This window comes from Edwardsiella piscicida (assembly GCF_001896205.1).
GTDB classification, from domain to species: Bacteria; Pseudomonadota; Gammaproteobacteria; order Enterobacterales; family Enterobacteriaceae; genus Edwardsiella; species Edwardsiella piscicida.
The window spans coordinates 1,790,934-1,803,732 of sequence record NZ_MPNU01000001.1 but is presented as its reverse complement, the minus strand read 5'-3'; the positions used below and the strand labels follow the sequence as shown (position 1 = coordinate 1,803,732).

The 12,799-nt window shown below is 59.9% G+C and carries 13 protein-coding genes; 8 read left to right on the top strand and 5 right to left on the bottom strand.

What is annotated here, in order from left to right; genetic code table 11:
- Nucleotides 1-171 precede the first annotated feature (171 nt).
- Nucleotides 172-444, bottom strand: a complete 273-nt coding sequence (locus BRD58_RS08315) for a hypothetical protein (RefSeq protein ID WP_015461416.1) — start codon at nt 442-444, stop codon at nt 172-174.
- 945 nt (nt 445-1,389) lie between these two features.
- Here BRD58_RS08315 and BRD58_RS08305 point away from each other — a divergent pair.
- Entirely contained in the window at nt 1,390-2,130 is a 741-nt protein-coding gene (locus BRD58_RS08305; RefSeq protein ID WP_015461415.1) for a hypothetical protein, read from the top strand.
- A 182-nt stretch (nt 2,131-2,312) separates the two neighbouring features.
- Here the strand turns inward: BRD58_RS08305 and BRD58_RS08300 are convergent, their stop codons facing one another.
- Complete coding sequence (locus BRD58_RS08300; RefSeq protein WP_015461414.1) at nt 2,313-2,507, bottom strand: DUF2767 family protein; 195 nt, start codon at nt 2,505-2,507, stop codon at nt 2,313-2,315.
- Nucleotides 2,508-2,798: 291 nt separating this feature from the next.
- Between BRD58_RS08300 and BRD58_RS08295 the strand changes: the two genes are divergently transcribed.
- Nucleotides 2,799-3,233 (top strand): universal stress protein, encoded by a 435-nt coding sequence (locus BRD58_RS08295; protein WP_012848435.1) that lies wholly within the window; start codon nt 2,799-2,801, stop codon nt 3,231-3,233.
- A gap of 209 nt (nt 3,234-3,442) precedes the next feature.
- Nucleotides 3,443-3,628: a GhoT/OrtT family toxin gene (locus tag BRD58_RS08290; protein WP_012848434.1), complete on the top strand. Its 186-nt coding sequence runs from the start codon at nt 3,443-3,445 to the stop codon at nt 3,626-3,628.
- 5 nt (nt 3,629-3,633) lie between these two features.
- Here the strand turns inward: BRD58_RS08290 and mrdA are convergent, their stop codons facing one another.
- Entirely contained in the window at nt 3,634-5,547 is a 1,914-nt protein-coding gene (mrdA, locus tag BRD58_RS08285) for a penicillin-binding protein 2 (protein WP_012848433.1), read from the bottom strand.
- Between the two features lie 219 nt (nt 5,548-5,766).
- Entirely contained in the window at nt 5,767-6,132 is a 366-nt protein-coding gene (locus BRD58_RS08280) for a DUF805 domain-containing protein (RefSeq protein WP_012848432.1), read from the bottom strand.
- A 339-nt stretch (nt 6,133-6,471) separates the two neighbouring features.
- Here BRD58_RS08280 and BRD58_RS08275 point away from each other — a divergent pair, with 339 nt between their 5' ends.
- From BRD58_RS08275 to BRD58_RS08255, 5 genes are read left to right on the top strand one after another with little or no spacing between them, the layout of a single operon-like run.
- Complete coding sequence (locus tag BRD58_RS08275) at nt 6,472-8,061, top strand: ABC transporter substrate-binding protein (protein WP_071840962.1); 1,590 nt, start codon at nt 6,472-6,474, stop codon at nt 8,059-8,061.
- A complete protein-coding gene (locus BRD58_RS08270; protein WP_015461411.1) occupies nt 8,061-9,035 on the top strand; it encodes an ABC transporter permease in 975 nt (324 codons plus the stop codon). Before BRD58_RS08275 ends, BRD58_RS08270 begins: the two co-directional genes overlap by 1 nt.
- Entirely contained in the window at nt 9,025-9,837 is an 813-nt protein-coding gene (locus BRD58_RS08265; RefSeq protein ID WP_012848429.1) for an ABC transporter permease, read from the top strand. Before BRD58_RS08270 ends, BRD58_RS08265 begins: the two co-directional genes overlap by 11 nt.
- A complete protein-coding gene (locus BRD58_RS08260) occupies nt 9,831-10,628 on the top strand; it encodes an ATP-binding cassette domain-containing protein (protein WP_012848428.1) in 798 nt (265 codons plus the stop codon). The genes BRD58_RS08265 and BRD58_RS08260 overlap by 7 nt, the downstream gene beginning before the upstream one ends.
- Nucleotides 10,622-11,233 (top strand): ATP-binding cassette domain-containing protein, encoded by a 612-nt coding sequence (locus BRD58_RS08255; protein WP_015461410.1) that lies wholly within the window; start codon nt 10,622-10,624, stop codon nt 11,231-11,233. Before BRD58_RS08260 ends, BRD58_RS08255 begins: the two co-directional genes overlap by 7 nt.
- Nucleotides 11,234-11,315: 82 nt before the next feature.
- Here BRD58_RS08255 and BRD58_RS08250 read toward each other — a convergent pair whose 3' ends face one another.
- Nucleotides 11,316-12,599: an SLC5/6 family protein gene (locus BRD58_RS08250; protein WP_069578516.1), complete on the bottom strand. Its 1,284-nt coding sequence runs from the start codon at nt 12,597-12,599 to the stop codon at nt 11,316-11,318.
- Nucleotides 12,600-12,799 lie beyond the last annotated feature (200 nt).

The following is a 12,799-nucleotide window of genomic DNA, read 5'->3' as shown; positions in this document are numbered from 1 at the left end:
TTATGGGTGGTCATTTCGTTCGTGGCGTACCGCTCGCCTAATCGCCAAATATAACGTAAACCCATTTTAGATTATCCTCATAATATGGACACCGCCTTGATGAATATTCAGTTTTTCAAACTATGCCGCGCTGAATCCAGCACGGGTGCGGCGGCGTCACATTCAGACGCATCACGACGTTACCCGCGCCTCAGAAGGCAGCGACCAGCCCTGCATCTCAAGGGCCAGCGCTAAACGAATATCGTCATATTCCATCGCCCGAGTCTGCGCGATCGGCCAATGATGCTTATCGCACAGGTATAGGTATATCGCCTCAAAGCCCGCTACCGCTGACGGATAGCCGTGCATCCTCGCCAGATAATCGCCAAAACAGTCGAGGGTATAAGCGAGTTCGGCGCGGGCTTGGTAGTGCTGCCACCGATCGGTGTAGTGCGTATGACTCATAAAGAAACTCCTAGCGGATTTAGCTTAGCAGGGTAGCACCGCTCTTTAGCGCGATAACGCGACCCTGCGCACATTCCCCCGACCTCCGCCTTATCAAACGCCGTGCGTATCAATATCCAGGAAAGAGCCTCTTATTACGCCTCCGCACGGCCAAGGAAAGCCGTAGCCGAGACTGACTCCGGCAATGAGCGCTGAGATCGCGCCGACGCACCTCCAGGCGTTTGCAATGCTCCTCTATTTCACCATTCCACGGGGGTGGAGTGCGTATCCTCAATCAGGTCGGCATGCAGTCGCGGTTATCATGATAACGGCAGGTGCCGTTTCAGCCAGTAATTCTGCTGACACTCACTGGTAAAAGACGCATATCTAGGCGTAATACCGACATCCTCAGCGTTCAGCACCTCCCATTTAATCCAGCACTCCGGGCAAACGCTATCGCTGGCGGGGATCAGGTCATCCTCTCTCGTCAATAATAACGTTATCTCTCCATTAATCTCCCATAGATTAACGACGATGCTAACCTCAGCCTGGGTGTCAATTTTTTCAGAATGATAAATAGATTTACATCCGGCATCGTTATTGAGGCATCGTTTTATTATTTCAGCAAGCATTGGGCAGAACTCGACATTAAATCAACGCGTGACGATCATTATATCCCCTGGCGAAAAAAATAAAAAATAGGAGCCGAGTGAGGCTACGGTCCCCCTTCTCCACACGGTAACGGCGCGCCCGCACGCACGCCAAGCGCGTCACATTAAGGCTATCACGCCACCGCAGGCCTTCCATATGCCTCAATCCCTTTTCTCGGGCGGGCAGGATGGATTTATGCCAGGCCGCCGGAGCGTCTCATCCCCCAGCATCCCTCACTTCAGGTGTTGACCGTAGTTACGGGTTGCGGGACGGGCGACAGACTGCCAGGTAGCAAAGCAACCTGGAGCCTCTATTATGGGTCATCTTATCCCCATCGTTTTACCTCCCCATCGCCAACTGGACAGCGACGTTGATATGCTTGAACACATAGAGCCGACGCCCCTCTTCGACAGGGTCACCGACTCTCCCACCTTTCTCGACGGGCTGACGACGGAAACCCATCGCACCGGCGAACTCCGCAGCGCACACCAACGGGGAATGTCGTATGCGTTTGACTATATCGCTCGCCATACCAATCCGCACCGGATCAGGGGCATGTTCAGCAATGTCCTTAGCCTATTCTCGGGGCGCGCGCTCAATCAGAACGGTGTGATCTGCAGCAAGGCCGTAGAACAGAACCTCGCCGCGCTGGAGTGTGGCATGATCAATGACTTTTGGGTCGCAGAAAGCACCGCGCCGGGCAGGCTGCCACAAAATGTGGCGCCGGAGCACTATGTCAGCGTTGCTCTACAGACCGATCGGCCACTCTCCGGCCAACTGCTGCAGCGTAGCCAGGAGGGAAGTCGAAACATCATCATGGCGCCGGTTCGAGGCAAAGCCGTTTCCCATGCAATGAACCTAGTGCGCACCGAGATGGGCGCCATCGTGATCGACGGGCAGTTCGGACTGCGTTACAACCTTAACGACGCCGGGGATAGAGAGCGCTTTGACAAAAGCTATGGTCAGGATAGAGGCATCGGCACCGTGCAGATTTACCCAACGGGCGCCGCGCCCAAGGCACCCGATATTGACGACGGCGCGCTGCTGGAGGAGTAAGTTGTAATAGCCACCCCGCTCGACGATCAGCGGGCGCAGCGCCACGACATTACCCCGCGGATCGCTTGTGCTAATAAAATCGCCCGGGACAAAAAGCGGACGTCTGAGCTGGGGGACGACGGCGGAGACGCCGCAGGGCGATCGCGCCGTCATCCTGATGGTCTCCGGGCGCGGAGCACGCCCTAGAGATCGCCCAATATATCGATCGCCGTCTCCGCTATCTGCCTCTGCCGGGGCGCATGCTCCGCCATCGACGCATGGGCCTGCAGGTGCGCCAGAATATTCCCGCTGTTTACCTCCAGCCCATGCTGGTGCAAACGGATCACCGCCAGCCCAATGAGTTGACAGGCTTCATTGAACAGCAACGCGTCTTTCATTACATGACCTCGCCAAACAGGAGTCAATCCAGGTGTCTCCCCTCGATCTGGCCTGGCAAACGTCCGCAGCCACCATCGGGAGACGTTAGCCTAACCTACCACACCCCGGCCCGCATCGACAGTACCCGCGCCATCCCCGCCGCCGTCATCAGTGACATTGGCTCGACCGTGCGGCGGCGGATCGGCTGCATAGGATTATTTGGGGTGAACTCAGCACCCGGAGAGGGAAAACGGGCTACACTTAACAGGCAGGACCATTACTTTACTTTTGCCTAAAAAACAGGAGATTGTATGTACAAGACCATTCTGGTTCCCATCGACCTCACTGAAGATAACATGTCCAGACTGGTGATCCCGCACGTAGAAAACTTCGCCAGACAGGAGGATGCGCATATCCATTTTCTGGCCGTGCTGCCGCCGCTGAGCAGTTTTTACGGCATGGGCTCGCTGCCGGTCGGCCACTATCCGTCAGAAAAGGACCGTCTGCAGCATGCCGAGGCCGGACTACGGCAGGTGGCTGCCCAGTTCAATCTGCCGGAGGATCGCGTGCACTGCACGATCGCCATCGGTGCGCCGCGTGATCGGATCCTGCTGCAGGCGGAGGAGATCGGCGCCGATCTGATCATCGTCGCCTCGCATCGCCCGGACATCACCACCTACCTGCTCGGGTCGACGGCCGCGTCGGTCGTGCGCCACGCGTCTACCGCCGTACTGGTCGTACGCTGAGTCACCTTGCCGCGGGTGTCATGCCGGCTTGCCGCCAAGGCGGCCGGTAATCCTCTGCTGCTCGGGGGGGTTCCCCCTTGGCGCAGGGGAGAAAATTTGCCATCATAACGCCCACACACAGCATTTACATTTTATAGCGATACCGCAGGGTGTCGCATTGCGCCGGGTTCTGCCCTGCGCCACTTATTTGATTATTTATTAGGTTACACATGCATCCCGAAATCTGGTCGTTTATTAAAACGGCCTACTGCGTCGGCGTACTTTTTTGTGCGTTCGTGACGTTTTTTGCCACGAAAGATCCCTCCATAAAAATACGCCTGCTTTCAGCCGTTATGGTAGGGCTAACCTGGCCAATGAGCTTCCCGCTGGTCGTGGTCTTCTGGCTATTTATGTAGCGTCATCAGGCCGCACGCCGCAGCTCCGTCGGGGCGCTTGCCCGTGGCGCCGCTGGCGGCGATACCGCCGCCGGACGGAAGATATAGTCCAAGATCGCGCGGGTGACCGGTGCCGCCGTCACGCCGTCCCCGCCGCCGTTCTCCAAGATCACCGCCATCGCAATGCGCGGGTGAGGATACGGGGCGAACACCGTATAGAAGATATGGTCGCGTAGCCTGACCGGGATCATCTTAGCGTTATAGACCTGATTCTGCTTCAGGCCGAAAACCTGTGAGGTACCCGACTTACCGGCAATTTGATAGGGCGCCGTATGAAAATACTTATATCCGGTGCCGTTGGGATCGTTGGCCATACCGTACATCCCGCGTTTGACGATATCCCAGACCGGCGACGTCTGGGTGGCGATTTGCGTGAAGTGGCTCTGGCGGTACGGTACGACCTGCTGCCCGCGACGGACGGCGTACAGCAGATGCGGCGTCACCACTTTGCCGTTGTTAATCAGGATCCCCAGCGCTTTCACCATCTGAATCGGCGTCGCCGTCCAATACCCCTGCCCGATGCCGACGGATACCGTATCCCCCTGATACCAGGGCTTATGATGCACCCGCATCTTCCAGTCACGATCGGGTAAGACCCCGCGCGCCTCTTCATCCAGATCGATACCGGACAGCTGACCGTAGCCAAACTGGCTCATCCACTGGTGGATGCGATCGATCCCCATCTCATAGGCGACCTGGTAAAAGAAGGTATCCGCCGACTCCTCAATGGCCTTCACCACATTCAATATACCGTGCCCGCTCTTGAGCCAGTCGCGGTAGCGACGCTGGGTGCCAGGCAGCGTCCACGTCGGGGCGCCGAAGAAGGTCGTCTGTGGGGTGATCACCCCTGCCAGCAGCGCCGCGCTGGCCATATAGGGTTTCACCGTCGAGGCCGGGGGATAGATTCCCTGGGTCACGCGGTTAATCAGCGGCAGCGCCGTGTCATGCAGCAGCGCGCTATAGGCCTTATAGGAAATCCCGTTAACGAAGGGGTTAGGGTCGTAGCTGGGGCTGGAGACCATAGCCAGAATGCCGCCGTCGCGCGGATCCATCACCACCACCGCCGCCCGCTGGCCTTTCAGCACCCCTTCAATATATTGCTGTAGCGGCAGATCCAGCGTCAGATACAGGCTGGCACCGGCGTGGGGCGGCTGCTCTTTCAAATAGCGCACTATCCGTCCGTGGCTGTCAACCTCGACCTCTTGGCTGCCGGTCTTGCCGTGCAGCAGCGACTCGTAATAACGCTCAATCCCCTGTTTACCGATATCGTGGTCGGCGGCATAGTTTTCCAGCTGTCCTGCGGCGTCCAGGCGCTGCAGATCGCGATCGTTGATTTTAGACACATAGCCGACCACGTGCGCCAGCTGTGCGCCGTAGGGATAATAACGCTGCTGATAGGTCGAGAGCATCACCCCGGGAAAGGCAAACTCGTTGACCGCAAACCGGGATACCTCGCGTTCGCTAAGCCCCTCTTTCAGCGTCACCTCGGCAAAACGACGGGCGTGCTTCATCGCCTGGTGGAAATCGGCAATCTCCTGAGGCGTCAGATCCAGCAGCGGCGTCAGCGCCGCCAGCGTCTGGTCAAGATGGGGGATCTTACCCGGCACCAGCGAAATCTGGTATAGCGTCTGGTTTTCCACCAGCGGCGTACCGTGACGATCGTAAATCAGCCCGCGCACCGGCGACACCGGCAGTGTTTTGATGTCGTTCTCATCCGAACGGGTCTGATATTCGGCGTGCTCCTGCACCTGAAGGTGGTATAGGTTAGCGACCAGTACGGTAAAGCACAGGATAACCAGTACCAGCGCAATCAGCGTACGGCGCAGAAACAGCGCCGACTCGGCACCATGATCGCGAATGGCGTCTTTTAACAAATTCATGCAAATGGGGACACGGGCGGCATGCGCAGACGCCGGGCGGCTGCGATACGGCATAGCAAGTAACCTAAACCGTTAGGTTACGCACAAAACGCAGCCCGGCCAACCGCCCGGTTGCTAATCTTCTGGCTGCATTGTTTCAGAATATAAAATATGCCGCAAAATGTGACGGGCGGGGATACCCCAAAGATGGCCCGGCATCAGGCCATCTTCGGCGACGCGTCAGGACAACGCTTTCGGATTAGGGCCATAGGCATTATTGTCGCGTTGGCTATCCGACAGGGTAAAGATCAGCAGCACCAGCCAGCCGATAAGCGGGATCAGGCCAATCAGCGCCCACCAGCCGGTACGACCAATATCGTGCAGACGGCGTACCAAAACCGCAATGGATGGAATTAATACCGCCAAACTATAGAGGATAGTCAGCAGCCCCTCCCCATTTTCAAACGTCCAGCCCAGCGCCTTTTGCACCATAGCCAGCACGATGGAGATAATGCAGTTAATCAGGACGAACCACCAATATTCTTTGCGGCGCGCCCGACCGGAAAATACAAAGTAATTTTTGAGAACCTTCAGATACCAGTCCATTATCATTTCCTTTTACGCCAGCTCAACTGCAATGAATTACCGTACTCCGTTACTATTATGGAATTGGTAGGGCCATTGATCCAGAATCCCCGACGTTTTTTCCCGACGGCCCGGCGGCTGTACGCAAAACAAACGCTTCTCTTCCTGACGATCATTTTCTACACTGCGGTATGCAGAAGTAAGGAAAAGTGCATACATTTCCTGTTCTAAATCATGTTTACCCGCCGGGGGGTTTGCTATAACTCTCCCCGCTGCGCGGTATACCCGATTCACCGTGCGCGCATGTAGCGACAGTGACGTCGCGATGATGAAATAAACAACAAAAAATCTGGGAATATAATGATGAATATCGGCCGAATTACACTACTCTCCTGCGCCCTAACGCTCGCCATGCAAGCCCCGTTGATGGCCGCCGAACCGGCAACGGCGTCCCACACCCTGAAAATGGCCATCGGCGCCGAGCCGACGGAAGGTTTTGACCCGATGCTAGGCTGGAGCCACGGCAGCTATTTCCTGCTGCACGCCCCCCTGCTGCGCCAGAACGCCGATATGAGCTGGGGCAACCTGCTGACGGAGGCCATCAGCACCAGCGACGATGGCAAAACGTGGATACTGACCCTGAAGCCGGACCTGAAGTTCTCCGATGGCTCAGCCCTGACCGCCGAAGACGTGGTCTTTACCTACAATAAGGCGGCGCAGAGCGGTGGCAAGATCGATATGGGCAACTTCAGCCAGGCACGCGCCCTGGACGATCGCCGCGTAGAGATCACCCTGAGCGCGCCGCAGAGCACCTTCGTCAACGTGCTGGGTTCTCTGGGCATCGTTCCCAGCGACAACTACAACGCGAAAACCTTCGCCAAGCAGCCCATCGGCGCCGGCCCCTATCGCTTGGTCAGCTTTCAGCCCGGTCAGCAGCTGATCGTCGAGGCCAACCCCTACTACGCAGGGAAGAAAAACGACTTCAATCGTCTGGTCTTCGTTTTCCTGGATGAAGACAATGCCTACGCCGCCGCCCAGAGCGGACAGCTCGACCTGGTGCGCATCGCGCCCTCCATGGCCGTGGCGCCCCAGCAGAAAAACCTGAAGTTGTGGGTGCGTGACAGCGTAGAAAACCGCGGTATCGTCTTCCCCATGGTACCCGCCGGTAAAAAAGACGCCGAAGGCAATCCGATCGGCAACGATATCACCGCCGACGTCGCGATCCGTCGCGCCATCAACTACGCCATCAACCGCCAGCAACTGGCCGATACGCTGATGGAGGGCCACGCTATTCCGGCCTACAGCGCCGTCCAGGGACTGCCGTGGCAAAATCCGGACATCGCCTTTAAGGATGGCGATCTCGCCAAAGCGAAAGCGATTCTGGAGCAGGCGGGATGGGTTGTGGGCAAAGACGGCGTGCGTGAAAAGAATGGCCAGGCCGCCCGTCTGACCCTGTGGTACGCCAGCGGCGACAGCACCCGTCGCGACATCGCCGAGGCCGTGCGCGCCATGCTGCAGCCGCTGGGGATCGCCATCACCCTGAAGTCCGGCAGCTGGGAAACCGTTGAGCGCCATATGCACGCCAACCCGACCCTGTTCGGCTGGGGTAGCCTGGATCCCATGGAGCTGTATCACCACTACAGCGGTAAAGCCGCCGGCGTGGAGTACTACAACCCCGGCTATTACAGTAATCCGACGGTCGAACGCCATCTGCAGCAGGCGGTGGACGCCCCTGACTGGCGCAAGGCGCTGCCGTTCTGGCAGCAGGTCGAATGGGATGGACAGCAGGGCGCCGGCGTCCAGGGCGATGCCGCCTGGGCCTGGCTGCTGAATATTCAGCACACCTATCTGGCCAATCCATGCGTCAATCTGGGTAAAGGCGCCCCGGAAATTCACGGTAGCTGGTCGCTGCTGAACAATCTGGATGACTGGACCTGGACCTGCCGTTAATGATGCGTCTGCTTGCCCCGCTGCTGCGGCTGGCTTTGCTTCTGGTGCTGGTGGCTGCCGGCACCTTTGTACTGCTCAGCTTTTCACCGGTCGATCCCATCCGAGCCTATATCGGTAACGATCTGCTGCACGTTCCGCCGCAGCAGTACGCCAAGATCGCCGCCCGCTGGGGGCTGGATCAGCCCCTGTGGCAACGCTTCGGCCATTGGTTTATGCGTCTGCTGCAGGGCGATCTGGGTTACTCCATGCTGTTTAACGCCCCGGTCGCCAGCGTGATCGGCGAGCGCTTTGCCACCTCGTTCGCCCTGCTCGCCGGCGCCTGGCTGCTGTCCGGACTCTCCGGCATCGGGCTGGGCTGCCTGGCCGGTCGCTACCTGAATCGCTGGCCCGATCGGTTGATCTGCCGCCTGAGCTACCTGCTCTCCTCCCTGCCGACCTTCTGGATTGCGCTGCTGCTGCTGGCGCTCTTTGCCGTGCACTGGCCGCTGCTGCCGGTATGCTGCGCCTGGGAGCCCGGCGGCAATGCCGCCAGCGCAGGCTGGTCCGAACGGCTGCGCCATCTGGTGCTGCCGGTCTGCGCCCTCAGCCTGCTGGGAATGGGACAAATCGCTCTGCATACCCGGGAGAAGATCGCCAGCGTCATGGCCAGCGACTTTGTCCGCTTTGCCCGCGCGCAGGGCGATCGCGGCTGGTCGCTGCTGCGTAGCCAGGTGCTGCGTCACGCGATCACCCCGGCGCTGTGCCTGCAGTTTGCCTCGCTGGGTGAGCTGCTCGGCGGCGCCCTGCTGGCGGAGAAGGTGTTTGCCTATCCCGGACTGGGGCAGGCGACGATCGACGCCGGTCTGCGCGGCGACGTTCCCCTGCTGATGGGGATCGTCCTGTTCAGTACCCTGCTGGTCTTTGTCGGCAATACCCTGTCGGCCTGGCTGATCCGCCGCATGAACCGCGCTCTGGAGCGACCCGATGCTGTATAACCCTGCCCCCACGCTGGCGCGCCTGTTTATCGCCTCATTTTTACTGCTGCTGATCGCCTGGTATGCCTATACCTCTCTGGATCAGGCGCTGGCGATCGACCTGCTGGCGCGCCATCAGCCGCCCAGCGCCCGCCACTGGTTCGGAACCGACAATATGGGGCGCGATCTGTGGCTGCGCAGCTTTCAGGGCGCCCTCACCAGCCTGCAAATCGGGATCGGCGCCGCGCTGTGCAGCGGGATGATCGCGCTCCTGATGGCGGCCCTATCCCAGCTGCACCCGCGCCTGGATACCCTGATGCGTCTGCTCACCGACACCATGCTCGCGCTGCCGCACCTGCTACTGCTGATCCTGATCTGCTTTACCCTCGGCGGCGGCAAGAGCGGCGTCATCATGGCCGTCGCCCTGACGCACTGGCCGCGCCTGGCGCTGATCCTGCGCGCCGAAGCCCAGCGCATAGCGCACAGCGACTACCTGACGCTGGCCCGCCGCCTCGGCAACGGCCCGGCCTACTGCTGGCGCCACCACTATCTGCCGGCCCTGCTGCCGCAGTGGCTCACCGGAACCCTGCTGATGTTTCCGCACGCCGTCCTGCACAGCGCGGCGCTCAGCTTCCTGGGCTTTGGCCTGGCGCCGCATGAGCCATCGCTGGGGCTACTGCTGGCCGATGCACTGCGCTTTATCAGCCACGGTAACTGGTGGCTGGTGCTGTTTCCCGGCCTGATGCTGCTGCTGCTGGTGCTGCTGTTCGATCAGTTTGCCCACGCCCTGCAGCGACTGTGGCTAAGGAGCGAGTCATGCTAAGTTTTCACAACGTCACCCTGGAGGCGGCCCACTATCGCTGGTATGGCGCCCGTCGCTGGTCTCCTCTGCTACAGGGAATCACCCTCGATGTCGCCCCCGGTGAGCTGGTGGCGCTGGTCGGCGGCAGCGGCGAAGGCAAGAGCCTGCTACTGCAGTGCGCTCTCGATCTGCTACCCGCCAATCTGCGCAGCCACGGCACGCTGAGTCTGGATGGAAAGCCGCTCTCCGCCGACGGTCGCCGCCGTCTGCGCGGCCATACCCTGTGCTATGTACCGCAGGGCGTCTCTGCGCTCAATCCGCTGCTCAATATTGAGCGACATCTGCAGCGGACCCGCCATCTGGCCGGCCAGCATTGGGACGCCGAGCAGGCCAGCGCGGTGCTACGCCAAAGCCATCTTGATCCGGCCACGGTGATGCACAGCTACCCGCGTCAGCTCTCCGGCGGTATGGCCAAGCGCGTGCTGGCCTGTCACGCCTCCCTCAGCCACGCCCGCTATATCCTGGCCGACGAAATCACCGCCTGGCTGGATGCGGCGCTGGCGCATCAGCTACTACGCCAGCTGCGGCGCCTGTGTGAGCAAGGCTGCGGCATTCTGTGGGTCACCCACGATCTGATGCTGGCGGCACAGCACGCCGATCGCATCGTCGCCCTGCACCAGGGCCAGGTTAGCGACAGCGTCAGCCGCGCGCAGCTGCAGCGCGGCGAAATCAGCGAGCGACTCATGCGCCAGTGGCAGGCGCTGCCGGAGCGCGGCGCCCTATTCCCGGATCTGGAGCGTTCCCTATGCTGATCTGCCAGGATTTAACCGTTCACCAGGGGGGGAAATGCCTGTGGCAGGCGCTGAACCTCAGCCTAGCGCCCGGAGAGCGTCTGGGGATCAGCGCGCCGAGCGGCTTTGGCAAAACCACCCTGGGGCGGGTGTTGGCCGGATGGCAAAAAGCGGCCAGCGGGACGCTCCTAGTTGACGGGGCGCCGCTGCCGCGGCGCGGCTACTGCCCGGTACAGCTGGTTCCCCAGCATCCGGAGCTCACCTTTAACCCCTGGCGCAGCACCGGCGCCGCCCTGCACGATGCCTGGCATCCCGATGCGACCGCGCTGGCGCGGCTGCATATCCAGCCCCACTGGCTACAGCGAAAGCCGGGCCAACTGTCCGGCGGCGAGCTGGCCCGCATCGCCCTGCTGCGGGCGCTGGACCCGCGCACCCGCTACCTGATAGCCGATGAGATCACCGCGCAGCTGGATCCGGCGATTCAGCGCGATATCTGGCGCTATCTGCTGCAGGAGAGCCAGAGCCGTCCGCTGGGGATGCTCATCTTCAGCCATCAGCAGGCGTTGCTGGAGCAGGTCTGTACCCGGATCATCACGCTGCCGCCGCCAGCGACGACAACGGCCTAGCCGCATCGACGCGCTGCCGATAACACAACGCCCGCGTAATGCGGGCGTTGTGCTTTCTGACCTCGGCGTGCTGAGCCCGGCGTTACAGCAGGCTGTACACCAGCGCGGAGAGCGCGATCAGCCCCATCAACAGCACAAAGGGGTTACTGAGTGAGCGGTACTTGCGCATCACGGGAATGCGATGAATGGCGTACATGGGCAAAATAAACAGGATCACCGCAATCAGCGGCCCGCTGACCGTCTCAATAATGTGCAGCGCGTTCGGGTTTTGATAGGTCACCAGCCAGGTCACGAGAAACAGCACGATCGCCGCAATACGGTTCGTCACCTGAGAGGAGACAGAGCGCCCCACGCTGCGAAATACGCCGTCGATCAGGCTAGTGGCCCCTTCCGTTACCCCCAGCGAGGTACCCAGATAGGACTTGGACATCGCGAGGATCGCCATCACCGGCCCCAGATAGGCAATCATCGGGTTAGAGAAACGGTTAGCCAGGCTCGACAACACGGTAATATTCTGCTCCCTCGCGGCCAGCATATCCGCGTGGGATAGGCTCATCACGCAGCTGAAGACGAAGAACAGAATGCTGACGCAGATCATGATGTAGCTGTAGCGCATAATGCGCGCACAGCGGCGCTCCGCCTGCTCACCGTACAGCTGACGCTGACTGGAGGCAAACGAGGAGATGATCGGTGCATGGCTAAACGAGAACACCATCACCGGCACCGCCAGCCATAGCGAACGCCACAGCGCGGGATCGCGCAGCGGGGTCTGTCCTAGCCCGGAAAAGAAATGCGCAGGCTGCCAGTACGGGATCAGGTACAGCGAAATCCCCATTAAAAACAAGATCAGCGGGAATACCAGCACCCCCATGGCGGCCACGATGGTCTCGCGCCCCGTGCGCAGAACCAGCGCCAGCAGGGCGACCACGCCAAAGCTCAGCCACAGGCGCGGCGGCGGCGTCAAATGAAACTGATTGATCAAAAAGCTCTCCAGCGCATTGGCAATGGAGATGCTGTAAACCAGCACGATAGGGAAAAATGCCAGTAAATACAGCACCATGATTCCCTTGCCTGCCAGCGTGCCAAAGTGCTCTTCTACCACATCGGTAATATCGCCATCGCGACGGCTGCCGGACAGCACCAGGCGGCACAGCGCCCGATGGGGTAAGTAGGTCAACGGGTAAGCCAGCAGCGCCATCAGGATCAGCACCAGCGGCCCGTTCAGGCCAGCGTTGATCGGTAAAAACAGCGTCCCCGCCCCCACGGCGGTGGCATACAGTCCAAACATCCAGACAGTATCGTTTTTATTCCAGCGGGACAGCCGCGTACCGGCGTTTTGCCCGACATCAGTGGAAAGTACGGTCATTAATTCGTCATACCTTGTTTATACGGACGATAGGCTCATGCAGACATCCTGTTCTGCCCGGAACACTGCCCCCTGCCGACGCGGCATTACCTTGGTAGCAGGCGTGTTATCCCAGCGGCATTGACACAGCAAATGCGGAGGTAATACGACGATGAGCGAAGGGTGGCAGAATAAGTGCGGGTGCAATGATATAAAATTTT